The sequence below is a fragment of the Psychrobacter sp. S4(2024) genome (genome assembly GCF_036861305.1).
GTDB lineage: Bacteria > Pseudomonadota > Gammaproteobacteria > Pseudomonadales > Moraxellaceae > Psychrobacter > Psychrobacter cryohalolentis.
In genome coordinates this window covers 265471-289543 of record NZ_JAZAQR010000003.1, presented here as the reverse complement: position 1 = coordinate 289543, position 24073 = coordinate 265471, and the positions used below count along the sequence as shown (strand labels likewise).

Annotated in this window: 14 protein-coding genes; 9 read left to right on the top strand and 5 right to left on the bottom strand. The window is 41.9% G+C overall.

Translation table 11 applies throughout. From position 1 onward, the window contains the following. Window positions 1-86: 86 nt before the first annotated feature. The 5 genes from VLA57_RS09140 to VLA57_RS09120 all read left to right on the top strand — a co-directional run bounded on the left by VLA57_RS09140 (window position 87) and on the right by VLA57_RS09120 (window position 11067). A complete protein-coding gene (locus tag VLA57_RS09140; RefSeq protein ID WP_133104144.1) occupies window positions 87-1733 on the top strand; it encodes a hypothetical protein in 1647 nt (548 codons plus the stop codon). Window positions 1734-2005: 272 nt separating this feature from the next. Then, window positions 2006-2470, top strand: a complete 465-nt coding sequence (locus VLA57_RS09135) for a hypothetical protein (protein ID WP_133104143.1) — start codon at window positions 2006-2008, stop codon at window positions 2468-2470. A 46-nt stretch (window positions 2471-2516) separates the two neighbouring features. Further along, window positions 2517-4661 carry a beta strand repeat-containing protein gene (locus VLA57_RS09130; protein ID WP_133104142.1) on the top strand — a complete coding sequence of 715 codons (2145 nt, stop codon included), beginning with the start codon at window positions 2517-2519 and terminating at the stop codon, window positions 4659-4661. Between the two features lie 135 nt (window positions 4662-4796). Next, a complete protein-coding gene (locus tag VLA57_RS09125) occupies window positions 4797-10067 on the top strand; it encodes a DUF11 domain-containing protein (RefSeq protein ID WP_133104141.1) in 5271 nt (1756 codons plus the stop codon). Between the two features lie 214 nt (window positions 10068-10281). Beyond that, complete coding sequence (locus VLA57_RS09120; RefSeq protein WP_133104140.1) at window positions 10282-11067, top strand: hypothetical protein; 786 nt, start codon at window positions 10282-10284, stop codon at window positions 11065-11067. Window positions 11068-11182: 115 nt separating this feature from the next. Here the strand turns inward: VLA57_RS09120 and VLA57_RS09115 are convergent, their stop codons facing one another. The 4 genes from VLA57_RS09115 to glpK all read right to left on the bottom strand — a co-directional run bounded on the left by VLA57_RS09115 (window position 11183) and on the right by glpK (window position 16036). After that, window positions 11183-11875: a TetR/AcrR family transcriptional regulator gene (locus tag VLA57_RS09115; RefSeq protein WP_011513381.1), complete on the bottom strand. Its 693-nt coding sequence runs from the start codon at window positions 11873-11875 to the stop codon at window positions 11183-11185. 212 nt (window positions 11876-12087) lie between these two features. Continuing rightward, window positions 12088-13113, bottom strand: a complete 1026-nt coding sequence (locus VLA57_RS09110; protein ID WP_133104139.1) for an endonuclease/exonuclease/phosphatase family protein — start codon at window positions 13111-13113, stop codon at window positions 12088-12090. Between the two features lie 350 nt (window positions 13114-13463). Beyond that, on the bottom strand, window positions 13464-13934 hold the full coding sequence (locus VLA57_RS09105) for a hypothetical protein (protein ID WP_226939380.1): 471 nt from the start codon (window positions 13932-13934) through the stop codon (window positions 13464-13466). A gap of 491 nt (window positions 13935-14425) precedes the next feature. Beyond that, entirely contained in the window at window positions 14426-16036 is a 1611-nt protein-coding gene (glpK, locus tag VLA57_RS09100; protein WP_133104138.1) for a glycerol kinase GlpK, read from the bottom strand. Between the two features lie 510 nt (window positions 16037-16546). Between glpK and VLA57_RS09095 the strand changes: the two genes are divergently transcribed. The 4 genes from VLA57_RS09095 (at window position 16547) to VLA57_RS09080 (ending at window position 22175) form a co-directional block, all read left to right on the top strand. Continuing rightward, window positions 16547-18298 carry a TolC family protein gene (locus VLA57_RS09095; RefSeq protein ID WP_133104137.1) on the top strand — a complete coding sequence of 584 codons (1752 nt, stop codon included), beginning with the start codon at window positions 16547-16549 and terminating at the stop codon, window positions 18296-18298. Between the two features lie 89 nt (window positions 18299-18387). Next, a complete protein-coding gene (locus VLA57_RS09090; protein ID WP_133104136.1) occupies window positions 18388-19671 on the top strand; it encodes an HlyD family secretion protein in 1284 nt (427 codons plus the stop codon). 3 nt (window positions 19672-19674) lie between these two features. Then, window positions 19675-20979 carry an ABC transporter permease gene (locus tag VLA57_RS09085; protein WP_133104135.1) on the top strand — a complete coding sequence of 435 codons (1305 nt, stop codon included), beginning with the start codon at window positions 19675-19677 and terminating at the stop codon, window positions 20977-20979. Then, window positions 20979-22175, top strand: a complete 1197-nt coding sequence (locus VLA57_RS09080; RefSeq protein WP_333954825.1) for an ABC transporter permease — start codon at window positions 20979-20981, stop codon at window positions 22173-22175. The genes VLA57_RS09085 and VLA57_RS09080 overlap by 1 nt, the downstream gene beginning before the upstream one ends. A gap of 95 nt (window positions 22176-22270) precedes the next feature. On the opposite strand, the gene sthA is transcribed toward VLA57_RS09080, so the two are convergent. After that, window positions 22271-23914: a Si-specific NAD(P)(+) transhydrogenase gene (sthA, locus tag VLA57_RS09075; RefSeq protein ID WP_011513373.1), complete on the bottom strand. Its 1644-nt coding sequence runs from the start codon at window positions 23912-23914 to the stop codon at window positions 22271-22273. Window positions 23915-24073 lie beyond the last annotated feature (159 nt).

Below are 24073 nucleotides of genomic sequence, written 5' to 3'. Positions count from 1 at the left end.
GTAATATACACAGGTTTTTGGTTATATTTATCGTGCGTATTTACATAAATGATTGTTAGTGAATATCAGTTTATAGGGATAGCAATATGTATCAGACTCAGCGCTTCGTAAATGCAATAGCTTCACAATTATTTGGTACATATCTATATCGAATATTGGCGTTGATGACAGCGATGGTTTTTCTTGCGATCAGTCATTCATCATTTGCACTTGCCCCCAATCCTGGATCTAACCTAGCATGTCCAGCTGGTTCAACCAAAGGAATATTCGATAACAGCAACTACACCAAGCTCAAAGAGAGTTTTGATACAAATACTTATCAAGCCATGACAAGCACATCAAGTTTGTCTATTCCATTGAAAATCAAAATGACCATTGAAGAGATCAACGTTAATACTTCTGGTAATACTACTATGGTTACAGGAACCAGTGCCAATCCTGCTATAGATATTAATAGAAACTTCAAAGACCTGACATCTCGTTCTGAGATCACTTTAGACTTTCAAAACACCGGGAATAGCGACTCTCTTTATTTAAATAATGTTGCCATAAGCGCGTTTGATATCGATAAGAACATAGGCAGCAATAAGACAGGTTGGGATGATTTAGTCAGCATCACTGGCATAACTCGAAACAATACTAAGATTAAAGGGACTTTTCAAAGAATATCTGGATCTAGTGTCGTTGAGCTAGGAAATGGGCTTCAGACCTCTTCTACAAATGCGTCATTTAACTGCACTGCTGCTCTTGATACAAATTGTCAAGGATCTGTCTTATTTAGCGAGGATATCAGATCGGTCACTTTTAGCTACACTAATACTAATAATGTAACTACTCCTACAAGTCAAAGGTTTCAGTTTCGAGTAGATAGCTACTGCTATACGCCACAATATACTTTCTCAGGTATTGTTTTTAACGATAATGGTGGTATCACAGATACTAATGCTACTAACGCCAATATTACAACAGGTCCTTATGCTAATAACGCTAATTACTTTAACGGTATATTCGATAGCACTACACCTAATGCTGAAGCTGGTATTGCTAGTAGTACTGTTGAGCTTACTCACTGTACAAATGGATCTGTTTATGGTTCACAATTGGTTGATGGTAGCACACCTACTATCGGTCAATATAAGATAAATGTTCCTATTACTACCATCAGTGGCAATACCAATAATCTCTGTCTAATAGAAAAAAATAATAATACAGGTAATGTCTATACTATCCGTACCAATAGTGATAAGAAAGTGATTGCATTTGCAAATACCACTTACCATTATCCAGATAATAACTTCGGTAGAGTCATCGCTGCGAATGCTGCTTTGGTATTACAGAAATACCAGTTTGTAAATGACTGTAATGCCAGTACTTTAAATTATACTACAGTACCGACTACTTCTGATCCAAGAACTGGATTTAGCATGGACTCTATTTTAGGCAATATTACTCCACAGCAATGTATTGCTTATAGAATTACCGCCACCAATCGTGCAAATATCGTGATCAGCGATTTTGTGATGCGAGATGTGCTGCAGAAAAAAGGGGTAAACGGCGCTCAAGTCACATCCGTACTTGCCAATCCACCACTTTCAACCACTGATTATAACGCTGCAGAAAACCCAGCTATTGGAGCAAATGGTGAAGTCAAAACCAGAACCCTTACCATCAATGCAAGAACCAATCGCGTTTTTTACTTCAATACCAAATATGGCACCACAGCAAATCCTTAGTCATCGTTTTTTCTTGCATTATTCCCAATACTGAAAATTCTGCCTTTTTCAACAAAAGCCCTATCTTGAAAGATGGGGCTTCTACCGTTTAGTCACTTCAAAATGCCGTTTGTCTTATTTATAGTGAAATTTTGTATTTAGTTTGTGACAATAGCTTTAATAAAAAATCTGACATTACCTAAACTTTTATAGATTACTGATTACGATTTTTGAATCATATAAGATGACATTTAAGTCTCATTAATAGCAATAGTGTAAACAAGGAATACTATATGAAAGGTTTTAATGTTTTACGCAACACATTACTAGCTAGCTTAGCGTCAGTATGTTTGTTAAGTACCGCTCATGCCGATGACGCTTTAAAAATGGATCTAACCGCCAATCAAGTCATTAAAAACGCTGCGGGCAAAACCAGCTATGTGCCCGTTCGTACTGCTCCAGCAGGTACTGTTATTCAGTATAAGGCCACTTATAGCAATATCATCAATAAAGATATTCAAGACTTAGCAGTTGTCTTACCTATCCCCGCCAATATGACCTTTACTGGTGAAGCAAATCCATCAAGTGCTCAAGCCAGCATCGATGGCAAGAACTATATGGATATGCCACTGATGCGTAAAGTCGATGGCAAGATGGTCAAAATTCCGTTTTCTGAATACCGTACCCTACGTTGGAATATCAAGCTATTACCCGCACAGAAAACCGCCGTTGTATCACTAAATACCATCGTTGAATAGCAAACTTATAGCGCTTTTTACTTAAATACTCTAGGAAACTTACCTTATGAAATCTAATTTATTCAAATATTCCATGTTAACTGCTGGTATTGTTACTGCAATGGGTATTACTGCTGCCAATGCTGCTACCCCAACAGGTGGTACTTCTGGTTCTTTTAACGTGACAAACAAAGCCACCGCTTCATACACTGTCGCTGGCAGTACAACTTCACAAACTGCAGAATCAAATGTAGTCACCGTGAATGTTTCTGAAACGGGTTCTTTTAGTTTAATTTCTACTGTTGTTGATAATACTCCTAACGATGATTTTGGTAGAGATCGCCCTATTAATGCCCAAGCAAGCTCAACGGTCGATTTCACTCATACCCTTACTAACGGCGGTAACGTCAACGATACTTATACTGTGAATATTGCCAACATTCCAAATGGAACTGGTGATGATTTTGATTACAGTCTCACCACCAGTGTCATCAAGTATCAAAAAGTCAATGCTGCTGGTACTAATGTTGGTGGTGCAGTAACTGTTGCTAACGGTGGTACGATTGCATTGGCGCCAGGCGAAAAAGCGTTAATTACTGTTACAGCCCAAGCCGATACTAAACGTGTTGCAGATACTAATGGTATTCTAACCGTAACCGCTGAAAGTGCTTACCTAAAATCAAAAACTGGTAACACCGCTGCCACTACTTATACGGCAACTAACACTGATAATGCGTTAACCAAAACGCCACTTTATGCTATTACAAAATCGGCTACTACCAATCTTGGTACTAAAAACTTAGATTTAAACAATACCAACGCTTATGTTGATTACACTATTACTGTCAAAAACGAAGGTAACATCGATGGTACTGCAATAACCATCTCAGATGATCTACCTACAGGTTTAGTAGCAATAGCGTCAACAACAGAAGCTAACTATGTAGCGCCTACTGTTACTGCCTCTAATGGTAGTGCAGCAGGTACAGCCGTCCTCTCGAACAGCAATAAAACAATCACTGTAGCTGGTCAAAATGTCAAAGTCGGCGAAACCATCACCGTCACTTTCCGTGCCAAAAAGGCGACTGGCGCCACTGACGCCAGCTCATTTATTAACTATGCTGTTGTTAGAGATAACACTAAAGACGATGCGACTGCAAACAATCCTGACATCATCGATAGATCTGATAACGGTCTAACGCCAGGTGGCCTTACTCAAAGTACTTATGAAGATCCAAGTAAGCCATTAATAGGTAAAGATGACAATACCAATGCGTCAGTAACAACCAGTAATCAAGTTCGCGCGATTAATATTACTCCTGGTGCCAATAAAGAAATTGCTCTCGTTACTCCTGCAACCAGCAATGTCATCGGCAATACTTATACTTATACTATTACCAACAACGGTAGTGGTGTGACAGAAGCATCGGAGTCTGGTAACACAAACAATGCCGTCAAACTATCTATTCAACCGACTGCAACTAGAAATAATGGCATTGCTGATGATCCTAATATTAGTATTACTCGCGTGTTCGTAGATGCTAATGACGACGGTATATTTAATACTGGAGAGATTGAACTTACTGGCGTAAATGGTATTTATGATCTTAACGCTGCTACTCCTCTTGTGAATGGCACGCGAGCAGGCCTAGCTCCAGGAGCCTCTGTCAAAATTGGCGTACAGGTTTTATCGACAGGCAAAGGTAGCAATGATCCAAACTCTACAACAAACAATGTAAATAACATTGGTGATTTCGAAACCATAGCAGTCGCGCTACAGCCTAGAGGTCCGGTTCAAGGTACAGCAGCACCTACTAGTACTCCTGGTAACCAGCTGTCCACAACTTCTACTACGACCTTGCAAGGCGTTAATCTGAAAAAATATCAGATAGCTGCTGATTGTAATGCTAACCCTGGTGTTGCTGCTGCTTGGTCGACTGACCCTGCAACTGCTAATGCTGATCAGTGTGTCTTCTATAAACTAGAAGCCAAAAACACTTTTACTGATACTACAAAAATCGTTAACAATCTTATCGTTTCAGATACTTTAGATAGCAAACTTACTTATCAAGCTAATAGCTTTTCAGCGTCTCCAACAGCCACTAGTCAAACCCTTGGTCAGTCGTTACAAGTTACCTTTGCAAGTATCGCTGCTAATACAACAGCCAACGTTGTATTTGCTGCAAAACCTTCGCAAACAGGTACTAATTAATAATTAAATAATCTATGAGCTTCACAAGATGCTTATAGACCAACTCTCTAGCTTGAACCAATCATTTTTAACTGGTCAAGCTAGAGACGCTCCATTCTGTTACCCCTTTATATTTTATTGGATAAGCGACTTATTATGACCTCTAGTGTAATCAATACGTCTAAAAGCTTAATATCAGGCACAGCCAAGGTTTCGGCTCTGACGCTTGCTATGTTGCTTATGCAATCAAATATGGCTTTTGCTGCACCTAATACTGCTGTACAGACTATCACTAACATCGCTAACGCAAGCTACTACGTCGATAGTCAAGCTACCATCGTTATCTCTAGCACTTCTAACCAAGTGAGTGTTCAATCGTCTGCTTTTCCTCAATATGGTATTAGCCTAACCTCGCCATTAACAAAGACTATCGCCCCTGGCTCGACCGTTAGTTGGAAAAATCTCCTAACCAATACCAGTTACAGTGATCAGACTATCGATTTGAACCTGACTGTACCTAGTAGCTTATCGAACATAAAACTCTATCAAGACTTGAATAACAACGGACGCTTCGATGATGGTGTTGATAAAGAGATTAAGTTAAATAACAATCTAACTGCTCAGATTACTTTAGGTCAAAGTGAGAGCATTGAACTTACTATACAAGCATTATCTGATGCCAATGCTGAAGCCGATGATACTGCTAGTATTAAGCTTGGCGCTACTGTTGTCGAAGACCCTTCTATTACCGCTTTAGTAGCTGACGATCTTGTTATCGTTGAATCACGACTCGATTTTATGCTTTATTCATGGGATGGTTACAGAAGAACATCTCAAGCAGGTGAAGATGTTTATCTTGAAGCCAGCTGTGCTAAATGTAACGTCCATGATAGCGCACGAGATGAAATATGGATAACTATTACTTCCTCTAAAACGGGTGATAATTATTCACTTAAAGCTATTGAGACTGGCAATAATACTGGCAAATTCCGTCTAGAAGCACCGACAGAAAATAATGCTAATGCCATTCATGACAATATTATTCAGACGCTAGAAGGTGATAATTTACTCGCTACGTTAGATGCTTATATCGACTCAAATAGTATACGACAGGAAATTAAAGAAGCTATCAGTAGCAATATCGCCATCGTTAATGATAGCCCAACCCTGCAAGTTACCAAAGAAGGTGATGTCAAAACTGCCTCACTCGGTGATTATGTTAACTATACGATTAATATCAAAAATGATGGTACCAGTACGGCTTATAACGTTGAGTTAAAGGATGCTTTACCGCGCGGCTTTGACTACGTTGGTGGTAGTGTGAGCATTGATAAAGCGCAAACCACTGAGTTTAAAACCGATGGCAAGTATCAAGTTTTAAGTCTGGGGAATATGGATGCCAAAACTAGTAAAGATATTACTTACCGCGTCCTCATCGGTTCATCAGCATTAGGCGGTGACGGCATTAACCGTGCGACTGCCATTGCTAAAACTGAGCAAGATCAAAGCCTCGTATCAAGAGAAGCCCAGTGGAAAGTAGAAGTCGATCGCGGTGTTATGAATACAGACGGCATCATCGTTGGTAAGGTCTACCACGATATCAACCGCGATGGCATCCAGCAAAAACAAGATGGTGAGCTTGGTGTTGCTGGCGTGCGACTCTATATGGAAAATGGTAACTTTGTAGTGACCGATCCTGAAGGTAAATATAACTTTTATGGTATTAGTGCTAAAACCCACGTCCTCAAAGTTGACCGCACTACTATTCCAAACGCTACAGAACTGGTTACTCAAAGCAACCGTAATACTGGTGATGCTGGTAGCCGTTTCGTTGACCTCAAATATGGCGAGTTACATCGTGCCGATTTCGGCATCGTTGGCGGTATGGCGGACAGTACTGAACGCTTAAACGCAGAGCTTGTTGCGCGTAGCAAAAGTATCGGTGCCAAAAACGATCGCTTAGAGCAAGCGGTTAAAAGCGAGCTAACTTTAGATCCTGACTATAACCGCGACAATAAAGACAATATCAATGCCAGCGGCTGTAAATCTAACGATGTTTTAGATGCAGGGATTCAATGCGATTCAGCCATCGTCAATGAAATGGTCAACCCATCTGCAAATCGCGTTGAGATGGCGATTACTAAAATTGCACCTCCTGTAGAAAAAGAGTTAGAAGAATACCTTAAAGAAGTGGCAACTAATAATGTCTCTTTCATTAATTTGAGTGAAGGTCAGCAGCTCAGCACTTATAAACAAATGGTACAGGTACAAGCCCCACTGGGCTCTATTTTCACTCTATATGCCAACGGTAAAGCCATATCAAGAGAACAAATCGGTAAAACGGCTGAACAACAAAAGCAAAATGTCACCGCATTTGATTATTACGCGGTCGATTTAAAGCGTGGCACTAATACTTTACGCGGTGTCGCAACCGACGTGAATGGCAAAGTTATCTCTGAGCAAACTATCAAGGTATTAACACCGGATATTTTACAATCTATTAGTTATCGTACCCAAAAACAATTGGTGGCAGCTGACGGCGTCAGCGATTATCAAATCGTTATCAGTCTAAAAGATCGTGATGGTCGTCCTTATATAGCATCAACTCCTATCACCATTGATACCAATATTGGTCGTATCAACTTGGCAGACAGCAGTAAAGATCAAGCCGGCACGCAAGTTACTGTCAATGGTGGTGAGCTGTTGATCTCCGTGACTGCGCCAAGCGTACCCGGTAAAGGTGAGATGATCATCGATACAGGCAGTACTAAGCAAGTAATTCCGCTACAGTTTACAGCTCAATTGCGTCCATTAATAGCTGTTGGTATCGTTGAAGGCGCGATAGCACTCAAAGACTTTGATGGTAGTAATATCACTGACGCACAAGGTGCATTTGAAAAAGAATTACGCGAAATAGCCGGTAACGATGATTACTCAGCGACGGGTCGTGCGGCAATGTTCTTAAAAGGCAAAGTACGCGGTGATTATCTATTAACGCTTGCTTATGACAGCGACAAAAAAGGCGAGCGCCTGTTCCGTGATATCGAGCCGGGCGAATACTATCCCGTTTATGGCGACTCATCAGCCAAAGGTTTTGATGCGCAATCGACGAGCAAGCTATATGTACGTCTAGATAAAGGTCGCTCATTTGCCATGTATGGCGACTTAAAGACTCAAATTGACAACGATGAAGGTATTAAGCTCGGTCAATACAATCGTACACTGACTGGTGTCAAAGCCCAGTTTGAAGATAGCAACACGCGTATTACTGCTTTTGCCGCTGAAACCAGCACCTCCCAGCGTGTCAATGAAACTCGTGGTTTGGGCATTTCAGGTCCTTACCCGCTTGCTAATGATTTTGATGCAGTATTAGAAAATTCAGAAACTATAGAAGTAATCACCCGTGATGCTAATAATCCTGGACGTATTGTGCGCCGTGAGACCTTGACGCGCTTTGCTGATTATGAAATTGATCCTATTAGCCGTAGCTTATATCTAAAATCACCGATTGCTAGCCAAGATATCGATGGCAACCCTATCTACTTACGCGTTACTGTCGAGGTTGATGAAGGTGGTGAGAAATATTGGGTAGGTGGCGTCGCTGCTAAACGACAATTGACTGATAAAATCACTATCGGTGGCAGCTATATCAATAGTGACGATCCACTTAATAAAGAAGAGCTTGCTAGCGCTAATACTGTGGTTAAGTTTAATGACAAGCTAAAACTGGTCGCAGAATATGCCAAAAACAAAGCTGAGAATCCAAATTTCGAGCCAAGCAATCAGATCAATGCGGACAAACTAACAGGCGATAATGCTGAGGGTGACGCTCTACGTATCGAGCTTGACTATGATGATAAGAAAAATACTCGTGCAAAAGCCTATCATAACGATACCGATATCGGTTTTGTCACTGGCGCGTCACCACAAACTGCTGGTCGCACCGAATCTGGCATCGAAATCATCCACACTTTAAACGAGAAAAAGACTGCGCTTAAACTTGAAGGCGTGCGCACAGAAGATCATATTACTGATGCAAGTACTGAAGGCGTACAGGCCAGTATCGAACAGCGTTTAAGCAAAAATATCGTTGGTGAAGTCGGTGTACGTTATTACAAACAAGAAGGTGCTTCACGTAATATCCAAGCAGCAACAGATGTGGTGGATATTACTAATGATACTTTTGCAAATGATGACATCATCAATCAATCTGCGCTAAGCAACGTCAGCAACACTGAAAAAGATATCGAAGGCACCACTGCCCGCGCCCGTCTAACCGCGCATTTGCCAAAGCTAAATAACTCATTGGTATTTGCTGAGTATGAGCAAGATATTGAACACAGTTCACGCAACGCAACCTCTATCGGCGGTGAAACAGCACTGGGTAATTTAGGTCGACTTTATGCTCGCCATGATTTAATCAATAGCTTGTCTGGCAGCTATGGTTTAGACGATTCTGAAGAGCGTCAACGCACTGTTGTCGGCTTTGATGCCACTTATATGAAAGATGGCAAGGTTTATAGTGAATACCGTCTACGTGATGCCATCAGTGCTCGCGAAGCGGAAGCTGCCATTGGTCTAAAGAATAAATGGTATGTGCAAAAAGGCTTGACGCTTAATACCTTACTCGAGCGTGTCGAATCTTTAGAGGGTGAGAAAGACAGTACCTCAACTGCAGCAGGTTTTGGCGTTGAATACCTTGCTAACGAAAATTACAAAGCATCAGGGCGCCTAGAAAAACGCTGGGGCGATACCAGTGACACCTTATTAGGTAGTGCTGGCATTGCTTATCGTTATAGCGATGAAGTTACTTTATTAGCCAAAGATATTTATTCAAAAGTTGATTATGATGATGGTCATCGGACTATCAATCGCTTTCAACTTGGTGCTGCCTATCGCGATTACGATAGCAATCAGCTTGATATGCTGGCCAAGCTTGAATATCGCTTAGATGATAATGCCACTGGTGATGACCCTTATCAAAAGGATGCTATTGTTTGGTCATGGAGCGGTAACTACCATCCAACGCGCCCATTAACGTTATCAGGTCACTATGCAGGTAAATATACCGAATACGATGCTCAAGGTATCGCAAGTGACAATACCGCTCATGCTGTGTACGCTCGCGGCTTATATGATATTAGCGAGCGCTGGGATATTGGTTTACAAGCAGGTACTTATTGGAATAAGCAAGCAAATGACCTAGCCTATTTAGTTGGCGCTGAAGTTGGCTATAGTCCAATGAACAATTTATGGTTATCGCTTGGTTATAACTTCATGGGCTTTGAAGATGAAGACATCGCTTATGACGATACTACCATCGAGGGCGCTTACTTTAGACTACGCTTCAAGTTTGATGAAGATCTATTTAAGCGTGAAGACCGACGTAAAAATAAACGTGCAGCACCTGTATCCTCTACATTATAAGACGGTCAATTAAAAAGGCACCATCTTGAATGACGTTTTTCTGGAATCGTTTTTCCTTATTCACATGCACTAAAGCAAGATAAAGACTTCAAAATCTTATTCCAATAGCACTATATTTTTGAAGTAAATTGACTATAGCATTTGATAAGCGATAAAATCAGTCTCAAAATTGCCAGCACCGATACTTATCAGCTTACTACAAGGTTTTCGCGTTATGCTTTACTCTACTATTAAAGTAGCTACTTATAAAAATCCAATATGTGCTGCGTTTTCAGCTGTTTTGCTATTATCAACGACTTCATGCGTATCAACCACAGCTACGACTCTTCAAAAAAGTGGGAATATCACTACTATAGACACCTCTGATTACTGCCAGAGTCAGGATTTAAAAGCGACATATAAAAACCAAAATTCGCAGCAACGGGCGATGAGCTGTATGCTAGCAGAACTGCAGCATTATCAGCAAAAAGATAAAACTGCGCAGCAACAGTACTTTGCTTATAAAGCCCAAGCTTGGCTCAACTATGCCATCCATAAAGACAGTATGAATAGTCGCTCACCTGCTGGATTAGAAGCGGCAAAATCTGCAGAAGCTATTTTGCAAGCATTAAAAAAAGGCTCAGAAAACGATCTTGTTCTTATCCAAAATATATCTGCCTCATCAGCGCTAATGCGACCTGATTTATGGGCAACATTAAGTGCCCTCAAAGACAGCGGTGGTATTGCAAGCGCTCCCCGTGAAATAGCATTTAGTGAAGTGGCATTAATCTGGGCAGCGACCGACCAATGTGAACATAATTCACGGCAGGCAGGCAGTCAATTTCGCATGGCTGACCGCTGGCTTGAACAAGCACGTGAAGCTTTTGTTAATGCTCACAATTCTAAAGAAAACGTGGCATTAGAAGGGCTTATCGTACGTTATTATGAGCAATACTCGCCTTTCGATGCAAGTGGTGAGCGCTGTAATGGACAAGTATTGCCGACACTTGATCAAATGTAGAAATTTTATTCACTATAAGTATTTTATAAAGCTTATACATAAAAATTTAGCAAAAAAATCCGACATATAAATGTCGGATTTTTTTAATGTCTGTCTTTAAAACTTAATAGACAGACTAACGGTCTTTACGCGGTAGCTTCTCTGGCAAGTAACAACGCAGATAAGCGATAGATGCCGTATTAGCTTCTTGCAGATACTTATCGGTAATACGCTCATGACGACGATAAGAAACAGTAAAGATCGCATTCACGATACTAAAGGTAATCAATAACACATCTTGAATATCTTCAAACTTAGGCACTTCATAGCGTTCAGCCAAACGATCATAGACCAATTTTACTACTTGGTGATCCATATGCTCGCCAAAACTGTCGCCTTCAAAATCAGGCGTATTGGTATCATAAATTAATTTGGCTTTGGTTTGATCTTCATCAAAAATTTGTACACAGCGATCAATCAGCGCTGTAAGATACCCTTGCCATCTATCATATTTAACCGTCTCAACGGTTCTCAATACATCTAAAATATCAATAGCATTTAAAAAACGCAGCGCCAAAAATATGGCTTCAATATTAGGGAAGAAATGATAAGCAGACGCCCGTGGAATACCCGCTTCTTCGCAGACAGCGGCAAGCGTAATATCATTGATAGATTGGGTTTCACTCAACTTTTTAGCACCCATCAACAATTTTTGACGGCGGGCGCGTCCTTGCTGGCTAGTAAACTTAAACTTATTCGGCACCAGCTTTTTTGCCAGCTCCGAATCTACTAGTACATCTTCAATTTTGTCGTCTTTATTTTCACTCATGATAAATCTCTTAATGTTATGTCATATCTTTAAAAATATAGTGTTCATCGGATAGTATGCGCCCTAAATCAAAGCACCATTTCTATCAATCATATATGGATTGATAACACCGCTACTATACTCAACGAAGAGGCATAATAAACGCTTGTACACTATCAAGCAAGGAACAAGAATAGGTTAAAAACAATTCACTAATTAATTATAAAATAGTGTTAATTGTGAAGCTTTATTTTCGCTCTTATAATACCATGGTCGATCACTCTATCTGCATAATCCCACTTTAAATGGTCATTAAAGTAGTCAACCCGTTCAACCTGACCGAGCGAAAACTTACTATCAGGTAGAAATTCTTCAGAGACAAATAACTGATCAATCACTTCTGGCATACCTTGATAGATATGAGTATATGCTACATCTTTCATCCAACCATAACGGGCTTGAATACGAGCAGCATCAAACAGCGCGACGTCTCGCATGCTCTTGTCATAGTTGACCTCGCCAATCTCAGTCATCAGCTGGGTGGTTACGCTTTCAGTCACATCATTCATATCACCAAGCAAAATCAAGGGCTCACGAGTATGCTGTAACCTATCTATGATAGAAAGCCTGATAGAAGCCGCTTCTGCCGCACGCATACACAAACTACGCAACTTGGCACGAATACGAATATTTGGATCATCCATATCTTCTAATAAATTACCGGCCTCATCACGTAAGAAAAAAGCACGTTTACTTTTTAGATGAGCGGTAATAATGGTTATCGGCTGACCAAATGCATCTACGCGCAATACAAGGGGCGGACGATTAAAGCGCTGATAAGGACCAACATCAGGGATATCGATGACCGCTTTTGGGGCAATCTCTTCAAGCAAACTGGTCTCTAAGTGCGCAAACCGACTAATAATACCGACAGCAGGTGTATTTTGCGCCCCTTTACCTTGCGTATAGGAATTTACGCTGTCATTACTTGCCAGTGGAATAACGACATGTTCAGGCTTAAAGCCCAATGATACTGCTAAAGCTTCGAGCGCTTCACTGTCCCATACTTCTTGGACCGCAATGATATCAGCATGTGCCTTTGACAGTAGATCTGTGATACCGCGTAACTTATGTTCGTATTCGTGATTAGTATATGCAGGTGCGTTTGGATAATAGAGACGATTGGGATTGGCAAAATTGAGCAGGTTGGCAGTTGCTATATAAAACTGCTTATGATTACTTTCATTATTATTGGTCATAAACTGCCTATTATTCTATAATTGTTTTTACATAAGGTTTCTAATTATTACTTATTGGCTAATTTTAACAATAAAGCATATTATATATTCATACATAGTAATATACAGTAAAAAAGCCTCCAAAGAAATCTTTGGAGGCTTTAAAATAGCATAAATTCAAATTATTGCGTCTGTTAACAAAAAATGTCTACAATCGAACTAAACCCAGTAATAAGACAGTAAGCTTTAGTCGTGTTTACTTACTTGAAGCAAGTATACTATTAGCAGCACTTGCATATTAATCGCTGACTACTTTTCATAAACTATCTGACCTGAGTACTTAATATCTTATTAAAATCAGCATAAATACATTAAGAAATGCGGTTCCATGCATCACGAGATGCTCTACGTGCCTCATTCCATTCCATACGTGATTCACCTTTCACATTGTTCCATGAGCGCTCTAAATCTGACTCATGATCTTCAAAGCGGGCATCAGCGGGATAACGTGCACGGTTAGCATAGCCTACCGCGTAAGCTGGATGCAAATCACGATCGAAATCATGACCTTCTTGATAGTAATCGGCATTGGCATACTCTGCACGCCAATATGCTTCTTCACGCGTTGGATCAATCGCTTCGGCTGCTGCATGACCTGCACCGCCACCGACAATTGCACCAATTGCTCCACCAATAAGCGTGCCTAATGGGCCTGCCATCGTGCCAATAGCAGCACCTGCTGCTGCGCCGCCAATACCACCAATACCTGTACCTACAGGGTGCGAGCCTGGCTCGCCTGTGATTGGATCAGCATTCAGATCACTTCTTGCTTCTTTCGACATATGCTTGACAGCAGTACGATCAATCGCATCATGATCCTCTATAATGTTGTCATTTTCATGTCTAATAACAGTATTGTTGATTGTCTGATCATTACCAGTCAATCGGCGCTCATTATCATCGATAATACGCTCTCTATCACCAACTTCAAGATAGTCATCAGTAATCACACGGTTATTCGAGTCTGTAATACGGCCATCGTTATTCATAATATCTTCCTTAATTGATTTGTTATATATTCTATTTATCATCAATCCACTTAATAGCAATATAAGCCAGATTAAGCGTTTTATTAAATCTTCTAAAGTATAGGAACTGAGTTCAAAGACAGATAGGTCGAATATGTAAACTGTGTCAAAATCACGATGGTATTGCGTTACAGTCTGTATCTGTACCAAAACTTTGTCAACTGACATAGTCTCTAGGCAAGTCGATTACATAATATTGAAAAACGGCTATTAAGTAATAAGCAAAACACTATCTATCATGGTAATCAAGGCACTATTAATGCTCTACTGATAGCTTGTTGCCATTTATACAGATGCTTTTCACGCACATCTATAGACATATTAGGCTCAAAAACTCGATCTACCTGCCATGAGGCCTTCATCGTTGTATCATCATATAAACCTGTTTTTAAGCCAGCAAGTAAAGCGGCTCCTTTTGCGGTAATCTCTGTGTCTCTTGGACGCAGTACCGGCACATTCAATAAATCTGCTTGGAACTGCATCAACAAATCATTGTTTGCCGCGCCCCCATCTACCCTTAATTCAGTGAGTGGATGCGGGCTGTCTTTTTGCATGGCAATGAGCACATCGTATGTTTGATAAGCAACCGCCTCGAGTGCTGCTCTTGCAATATGGGCTTTGGTCGTACCGCGACTCATACCAGTAATACTGGCACTGATATCTGAGCGCCAATAAGGGGCACCTAATCCCGTAAATGCTGGCAGCAAAACCACCTCTTCACTGCTCTCAACTTGCCGAGCCAAGTCTTCTACCTCGCCGCTTTTTTGAAACATACCTAGGTTGTCACGCAGCCACTGTACAATTGCACCCGCCATAAAAACACTGCCTTCTAACGCATAAGTCATTTCTCTACTTGGAGGCTGTAGCATGCGTCTGCCAGATTGGACGATTTGTTCGAACGAGAGATTGTCTGGGCGAGTTGGTGCAGATTTTCGTTGCCATGCGATAGTTGTGAGTAGCTTATGTTCACTAAGCAGCGGCTTTTGACCGATATTCATTAGCATAAAACAACCGGTGCCATAAGTATTTTTAGCCATGCCCGTCTCAAGACAGCCTTGACCAAAAAGTGCTGCTTGCTGGTCACCCAATACTGCATGAATTGGGATTTGTTTGGCAAATAATCCCTTTTTGGTTTTGCCAAAGTCGCCATCGGATGGCAGAACTTTGGGCAAAATATTCATGGGTATGCCAAATCGGGCGCACAACTCCTCCGACCATGCCAGCTTATGGATATCGTATAGCAAGGTACGAGAAGCATTGGTGACATCGATGACATGCTCACCACCTGTGAGCTTATATATCAGCCAGCTGTCTATGGTGCCAACTGCTATCTCACCTTTGCTGGCGCGTATGCTTAATTTAGGATTTTGATCTAGTAACCAAGCAATTTTACTGGCACTGAAATATGGATCTAAACGCAGACCTGTAATACGTTGCACTTCGCTTGCCATATCACCTTGGCTATTATTACTAACCGTACCACTTTGTGGCGTGGCGGTTAGGTTCTCAGCAGCAAGCGCTTCACAGTAGCTAGCGGTACGCCTGTCTTGCCAAATAATAGCGGGGGCAAGTGGCTTACCTGTGTGCTTATCCCACATGACAATAGATTCACGCTGATTGGTAATAGCGATACTGCTAACATCGGTGGCGAGTAGCCCTGCCTGATTGATGACGTCATGAGCGCAGCTGATTTGCGTCTGCCAAATTTGCTGGGCATCTTGCTCAACAAAGCCTGCTTGCGGTGTCTTTAAGATCGTTGGCTGCTGTGCCATTTTGATTGGGCGCGCATGATCATCGTACAATATAGCCCGACTTGACGTTGTCCCTTGATCTAACGCTAAAATATATCCTGCCATTACTCACATCCCATCTTGTCTTATCTTATTTGAGTCTAATATTATTATTTATTAACTATAAATTTATAAAATCTAAAATTCAGTATAGATAATGCTATCCATTTTATAGATGGTACTTACAAAAAATTTAAACCTATGCAATTAGGAAAATCAGAGGAAAAACAAGTTACTAGCCTATATCAGCCGTTTATTAAATGATGCTATTATTCGCTATAGTTAAAAGCGTTACCATAAACCCTTTGCTGATACAATGCAGAATAAGCAAATAGTGAGCATTGACCCGTCACTATTGTGGCACTACAGTGTACGCTTTGTCATCCATGACAAATTTTAGATCGAATTATATTTGATAATTTAGTCTATTTAGCAGCACATTTTGCATAATATTTAGCTTAGATTATCTCTAGCATAAATAGTACTCAGCATGACTAATACTGTTTATACATTGCGTGTGATTCTAGACACCTTTTAACTTGTACCTTGTATTCTAATTAATGGCTTACGTGACCTATGAAATTTGCTCTATCGACTCTGTCCACTGCCGTGATGACGATTACGCTCATGAGTATAGCGGCGACTGCCTCTGCACGCGCTAGTGAGCATATGAATGAGTCACAAAATGAGGTACTAGCTGTCAATGTGACACAGATTATCGACGCCGACAATCAAAACAATGCATCAAGTGCACTTGATATGGTCAATCAAAATATCACCTCTAAAACGGTATCCTCTAAGCATGCAGCTTCTGCAAACAAATCTTCTATAAACGAAGCTTCTTTAAAATCAGCGATGATACGTGTCGACAGTACAGCCGAGGTCTCTGGACATCAAGCAGCTCTAAGCACGCTTATCGATCCTATTACTCATAAAAGCATAGAGAACAGCTATCCGTTAGAAGTGTCTAGCTTGTTAAGTCTTGAACAAGCGCAAAGTATTTTGTTGCAAGTATCCCCAAAAATCGCTGCCAATCAAGCCGCTATTGCTGCCAGCGAGTATCAAACGGATGCCCTCAAAACTATCGACCACCCACTTGTATTTGCTCGTGTTTCAGCCACTACCTACAATTTGGATGCGGACATTGATCTATCGTCGCTAAAAAACGGCATCGTTAATGATATTAATAATGGGGTTGGTGACATTATTCCGCCCATTCCAGATTTGCCAAATTTTGGTGAATTGGTTGGTGAGCGTATCCCAGATAACTACGAGTTAAAACGCTCAGGCTCTACGGCGGGCGCAGGACTTGGGGTAGTATGGCCTATTTATACCGCTGGACGTACTGCCGCTCTGACAGGCGCGTCCAATGCTCGTACTCAAGAAGCCGTAGCTGACAGTATATTGGACAAAAACGAGCTTTATAACACCTTGATTGAGCGTTATTTTAAAGCGCAATTGGCAATCATTGCCGCCTATTTACGCGACGATGCCTATGATACCTTGCAGCAGACTGACCATATGGCGCAGCGGCTTTTTGAAGAAGGTTTTATATCGCGGGTTGATCGCTTAGAAGCGCAATCGGCACTTGCTGATGCCAAAAGTGAATCTGTCAATGCCAATAATGATGCACGTCTTGCTATGATAGCTTTACAGCGTCTATTGCGCACTGAGTATCGCATTAAACCTCGCACACCTTTGTTTGTCTCAAGCCGACCCTTACCTGATGTCAGCTACTTTCAAGATTTGGCACTGACCAATCACCCAGGTCTACAAAAAGTCGCCGCCAAACGTGCTCAGGCTCAGCAATTGCATGCGCTATCGGATACTGGTTACAAGCCGACTGTGATGCTGTATGGCTACGGGCAAATTGAAAAAGACCCAAGCTGGGTCGCTGGCGTATCGGCGAGTTGGAAATTATGGGGCGGTCTGGATAAAACTGCGTCTCTGGCATCAAGTAATGCCAAGATACGTCAAGCTGATTTGTCTGAGATTGAAGTCAGTGACAACCTATTATTACTGGTTGAAAAAAACTGGCATGATGTGAATAACGCCCAATCACGCTATCAAGCTCTACAAAGCAATGTAGAGCTTGCGGCAGAAGTCTTGCGTTTGCGCAGGCTTGGATTACAAGAGGGTTTAAATACGCCAGTCGAGATTGCCCAAGCGCAAACGCAGTCGTTAAAAGCACGTACGGAGCAAGCGCAAGCAGCTTATAGCTATGTTCAATCACTTGCTGCTCTTATGCAAAGCTGTGGTACGCCCCTTGCCTTTAATGCCTATCTCAATGCCGCCGATATTCGGCTACCCACTTTATATGACAAATAACATCGCCCATTTATCGTCTTAGCAATATCAGACGACAAACGATTTATTTTGCTTATTACCGACTCTATTGCTTTAGGAATCTCACTGTCATGACTGAATCTACCAACGAATCAGGCGACTCGCGCAAACTAGGTGGCTTAAATACATCGACTGGATCGACCAATACTAACGATAATCCAGCGCCCACGAACATGGATTCTACGGTCGATGCAAATGATGCTGATGCGTCTAAGACTGATATGAATAACAGCACTGATGCCGATAGGGACACCAATACTGATACTAGCATTGAGCCGGAGCAAACGGTGCCAAGCTATAAGCGCCAGTCAGCAAAAGATAATAAATCAACAAAGATTAAAAAGGCGATTTTGGCGCTGGTGATTTTAGTTATTTTGGGTGTGATTGCTTATGGTTTATACAAGAGCAATCAGCATAGCGAGCCGCAAATTATTACCCTCCAAGGGCAAATGCAAATGCAGCAAACGTCTATCGCAGCAAAAGTACCGGGGCGTATTGCAAAAATATTGGTAACAGAAGGTGATGCCGTAACGGTCGGTCAACAGCTAATAGAGATGGATTCGCCTGAGATTAATGCAAAAATCAATCAGGCACGTGCTGGCAAACAGATGGCACAAAGCCAGCTAGATAAAGCAGAAAATGGGGCGCGCCCGCAAGAAATCGCTCAAGCAAAAGCAGCATGGCAAGCTCATAAAGCAGCATCTGACTTGGCAGAAAACACTTATCAGCGTGTTAATCGTCTATATGAAGAAGGACTAATGGCGCGGCAAAAGCGTGATGAAGCCTATGCACAATATTTGGCAACTCAAGATCAAACTGAAGCAGCACGCTTACAGTATGAGTTAGCGATGGAAGGCGCACGTAGTGAAGATAAGTCAGCGGCGACTGCACAAGTTGCGCAAGTCGATGCGCAATTAGAAGAAGCATTGGTAGCGAAAGAAGAAGCCAACTTAAAAAGCCCAATCTCTGGTGTCGTCGATAATGTCATCGTCAATGCAGGTGAAGTGATCGGTCAAGGTGTGCCGCTGCTAACCTTAGTCAATACCAATGATCAATGGGTCGTCTTAAATGTCACGGAAACCTACTTAAATCAGTTTGCGATTGGTCAGCGGTTCATGGGTACTATTCCCGCTTTATCATCACCTGAAAAGCCTTATACCAAGCAATTCACTGTTTATGCTACTTCAACCTTGTCTGACTTTGCCACTTGGCGACCGACTAATAATGATGATGGTTTTGATGTTCGTACCTTTGAAGTAAAAGCCCGACCCACTAACCCTGATAGACGTATTCGCTCAGGTATGAGCGTAGTTGTACGTCTCAATCCTGCCCTCGTTAATCAGAACCAAGAGTAAGCTATGCGCCTGACGAAGCTAAAGGATGCTTTTGTACGCAGTGCAGCTTACGAGCGACGTTTTTTGGTAAAAAATCCGTGGGACTTGGCGATGGTGTTCTGGATACCGCTGGCTACTGTGCTATTAATTTGGTGGATTTTTTCACAAATACAAATCACTGATTTGCCTATTGGCGTGATTGATAATGATCGGGGGCCTGTTGCCAATACGGCATTACGGTATTTGGAAGCCAATCCTAATTTGACGGTAAAGCAGCTATATCATACGCCTGCTGCGGCAAAAGCTGCTATCTTGCAGCGTGATATCTATGCAGTCGTCATTATCCCTGAAGATTTTTCTCGTAATATCTTATTAAGTAAGCCTGCTCCTATTGTACTCCAAGTCAATGCCCAATATGGCACCCACTCTGGCATTATCCAAACCAGCGTACAGTCTGTCATCGGCACCTTATCCGCAGGCGTTGAGATGAAGCGCTTGGTCAAGCAAGGGATGGCTCCATCACAAGCTGCGATTGCCTACTCTCCTATTAGCATTCAACGTATTAGCTTGTTTAATGCTGCGACTGATTATCAGCAATTTTTGGCATCGACAGTCATTCCTGCTCTGTTGCATATTTTGGCAATGGTCATTGGCGCAACGACGATCGGCCGTGAATTGCGTGACAAGCGAATCGGACGCTGGTATCACTTTATTAATGGCAGTCATGTTTCTTTAACATTACCACCTAAAGATGATCAACCTAATAATGACAGCCAACCTAGTCCATTAGATAATGTCTCAGCCAGTCAAAACCAAGCACCAGAAGAAGTAAGTATACCGGTATTGGTAGTTGGTTTATTGGGCAAGTACTTTTGGCCGCTACTGGCTTATAGTATTTGGTCGATATTGGCTTTATGGCTGGCAGCGCCGCAACAATCGATTGCTATTAGCGCGCTCATGGTAACCTATATAAGCCTTATATTATTAATGATGTTATCTTTCTGGCTTGGCGCTATATTTACCTTAGGCTCCTTCTCATTGCGTATGGGTTTATCGGCGACGGGTTTTATCTCAGCACCTTCTTATGCGTTCGCTGGGGTGACGTTTCCTTATGTCGCTATCAGTAAGAATGCCCAGCATTGGTCAGATGTGTTGCCGCTTACCCATTATCTTAAGCTGCATATTGCACAGTTACAGATGCAAGCGCCTGTCATCATATCCTTACCAATTGTTTATGGGCTGACGCTAGCAACACTCGTTACGCTATATTTAACGGCCTTACTAAGCAAACGCGCATTAGCGCATCCTGAACGCTGGGGAGCACGCTGATGTCATCCAATTCAAATCATAAATCGTCTACTAAAATAGTAGTATCAGAGGAAATTCTGGCATCACCAAGCTTCTTTGGCAGCTTTTTACAAACCATAAAAGACGTGTTTTCTGATAAAGGTGTGCTGTTACTATTGATGATTGCACCGATTATCTATGGTTTCTTCTATCCTTGGCCGTATTCTACCGAAGTTGTAAACCACGTGCCTGTTGGCATTGTTGATAAAGACAATAGTCCTTTATCGCAAACCATCGTTCGCTATGCCAGTGCCAGCCCGCAACTAGATACGAAACGCTTCTTAAATGAGCAGCAAGCCATCGATGCCATATGGGCGGATGACATCGCAGGCTACATGATTATTCCAAGCGGACTTGAACAGCAAGTGTTGTCAGGCAAAGCCGCTAGCGTCAGCGTGCTTGGTAATGGCGGCTATTTTTTATTAAATAAAAACGTACAAATGGGATTTTTGCAAGCGGTTAGTACCGTCTCAGCTGGCATTGAGGTAAAGAAAAACGTGGCACAAGGGGCGTACTTAGCGACTGCTTCTGCCAAAACTCAAGCCGTACCGTTAAAGATTATCCCTTTATATAATCAAACGGAAGGTTATGGCGCTTACGTCGTGCCAGCGGTATCTATTCTTATCTTGCAGCAAACGCTTTTGATGTCAACGGCGATGTTGATCGGCACTTGGTATGAGCAACGACGCCATAGAACTAACATTCGTGGCTGGCTTGGGCGGATTGCCGCGCTAAGTATGTTTAGCTTTGTGATTGGCTGTTTTTATTACGGCTGGGCATTTGAGCTTCATGACTATCCGCGCGGGCAAAACATGCTCGGCAGTTTATTATTCTTGCTGCTATTTTGTCCGACAGTCGCCACACTTGGTTGCGTGCTTGGACTTTGGTTTCGCCAGCGCGAGCGTAGTATGCAAATTTTAATTTTTAGCTCATTACCGATGTTTTTTGTCAGTGGTTATCCGTGGCCTGCCCATCAGCTTCCTGAATTCTTGCAAATCATTCGTTGGTTATTGCCAACGACACCAGGTATCAATACTTCCGTGCAGCTTAACCAAATGGGCGCTAGTATCGCGCAAGTAGCGACAGGATTTTATGCGTTGGCAGGATTGTGGATTTTTTACTTTATTCTACTGTTGCTATTCCGCTGGTTAACGTCAGAACGTAAAAATGCTTATTAAAGTTAATAACATATTAACCATATTAACCATGATAAAAAAAGCGCCTGTATAATTACAGACGCTTTTTTATTGACTCAGTTTAATATCATTAATCGTTAGAACACCCGATTAAGACCATTCAATGCCGCAACGCGATAGGCTTCTGCCATTGTTGGGTAGTTAAAGGTGGTATTGACAAAGTATTCAAGCGTGGCATTACATTTCATCACGGCTTGCCCAATGTGAATAATCTCTGAAGCATGATTGCCGTAGCAATGAATACCTAAAATCTCTAACGTCTCACGGTGGAACAAGATTTTTAGAACGCCTGAACGCTCACCAATGATTTGCGCGCGCGCAAGATGCTTAAAGAAAGCCTGACCGACCTCATAAGGAACTTTAGCATCGGTTAACTCTTGTTCCGTTTTACCGATACATGAAATCTCAGGTATCGTATAAATACCTGTTGGTACGCTCGATACGGGCTCTGCATCACGGTCACCGACCATAAATGCCGCCGCACAGCGCCCTTGATCGTAAGCGGCAGAAGCTAATGAAGGCCAACCAATAACGTCGCCCGCTGCATAAATATTTTCAACTTCGGTACAGTAAGTATCATCAACTTTCAGCTGACCGCGGCTATTCGCTTCTAGACCTAGGCATTCTAAATTTAAGCCTTCTGTGTTACCTGAGCGTCCATTCGACCATAAAATAGCGTCTGACTTGATTTTCTTACCACTTTTTAGATGCAAAATCACACAGTCATCGTGCGTTTCTAAATGGTCAATCTCTTCATTGCTGCGGATAACCACACCAAATTGACGAAAGTCATGAGCGATGGCGTCACTGATTTCACTATCCAAATAGCTTAGCAGTTGGTTTTGGTTATTAATCAAATCTACTTTATAGCCAAGACCGGTGAAGATAGACGCATACTCACAGCCAATCACGCCAGCGCCATAAATAATGATTTTCTTAACCACATAATCCATCTGTAGGATTTTATCAGAATCAAATACGCGTGGATGATTGAAGTCTAAGATATCAGGGCGGTATGGACGGCTGCCGACCGTAATGATAGCTTTATTAAAGGTAATCGTTTCAAAGGTATTTTCATCAATTTCGATACGTATCGTGTTTTTATCGATAAAATTTGCCCAACCATGAATCACTTCGATTTGGTTGCGCTCATAGAATCTGGTGTGCGTCTGAACCTGTTGCAGAATCACTTTTCGAGCTTTAGCTAACACGATATTCAGCGGGACTTGATGATAGTCCATGGCCTTAGTAAACATCTGGTCACGGCGAAAGTTAATCAAGTTAAAAACCGACTGGCGCAAAGCTTTACTTGGAATCGTACCAACGTGGGTACAGTTACCGCCTACTTGCTCGCGCGGGTCAATGACCACCACTTTCTTGCCCGATTTGGCAAGTTTCATGGCAGCAGCTTCACCTGCAGGACCTGCACCTAATACGACCGCATCATATTCAAACTCATGCTTATCGCTTTTTAGACGTTGTGAATCCTTAGTAAAGCCCGATTTTACGTCGATACGTGTATCATCTAGTGGATTGACCAAATCTGGATGATGCATGATGTCTTCAGTAACTTGCTCATGCGTTTGTTCGATTTTCTCTTTCTTATTTTTACCCTCAGTATGCTCGGGGTTTGGCACACGACCACTTTCCTTATTAGACACCTCAGTTTTAATATCTTTACCAGTATCATTGGTCGCGTCGCCTATCGTTTTGCTTCCCATCGTGTCCTCTTTATTCATTTATGAATCTGTTTTTTAGCTCGCGGACGCCTTCATCTTTATAAAAGTTTAGATAAAAATATCCATGGTGCTAAAGTGTGTCCACCATACGTGGTGATACGTTATTTTGCAATACAGCCACGACTACAACTGTTTTTTTCA

Coding starts and splice junctions, on each gene's coding strand:
- VLA57_RS09080 (WP_333954825.1), top strand. CDS start 20,979: ATGTCATCCAATTCAAATCATAAATCGTCTACTAAAATAGTAGTATCA.
- VLA57_RS09120 (WP_133104140.1), top strand. CDS start 10,282: ATGCTTTACTCTACTATTAAAGTAGCTACTTATAAAAATCCAATATGT.
- VLA57_RS09130 (WP_133104142.1), top strand. CDS start 2,517: ATGAAATCTAATTTATTCAAATATTCCATGTTAACTGCTGGTATTGTT.
- VLA57_RS09085 (WP_133104135.1), top strand. CDS start 19,675: ATGCGCCTGACGAAGCTAAAGGATGCTTTTGTACGCAGTGCAGCTTAC.
- VLA57_RS09115 (WP_011513381.1), bottom strand. CDS start 11,875: ATGAGTGAAAATAAAGACGACAAAATTGAAGATGTACTAGTAGATTCG.
- VLA57_RS09135 (WP_133104143.1), top strand. CDS start 2,006: ATGAAAGGTTTTAATGTTTTACGCAACACATTACTAGCTAGCTTAGCG.
- VLA57_RS09140 (WP_133104144.1), top strand. CDS start 87: ATGTATCAGACTCAGCGCTTCGTAAATGCAATAGCTTCACAATTATTT.
- glpK (WP_133104138.1), bottom strand. CDS start 16,036: ATGGCAGGATATATTTTAGCGTTAGATCAAGGGACAACGTCAAGTCGG.
- VLA57_RS09125 (WP_133104141.1), top strand. CDS start 4,797: ATGACCTCTAGTGTAATCAATACGTCTAAAAGCTTAATATCAGGCACA.
- sthA (WP_011513373.1), bottom strand. CDS start 23,914: ATGGGAAGCAAAACGATAGGCGACGCGACCAATGATACTGGTAAAGAT.
- VLA57_RS09095 (WP_133104137.1), top strand. CDS start 16,547: ATGAAATTTGCTCTATCGACTCTGTCCACTGCCGTGATGACGATTACG.
- VLA57_RS09110 (WP_133104139.1), bottom strand. CDS start 13,113: ATGACCAATAATAATGAAAGTAATCATAAGCAGTTTTATATAGCAACT.
- VLA57_RS09105 (WP_226939380.1), bottom strand. CDS start 13,934: ATGTCGAAAGAAGCAAGAAGTGATCTGAATGCTGATCCAATCACAGGC.
- VLA57_RS09090 (WP_133104136.1), top strand. CDS start 18,388: ATGACTGAATCTACCAACGAATCAGGCGACTCGCGCAAACTAGGTGGC.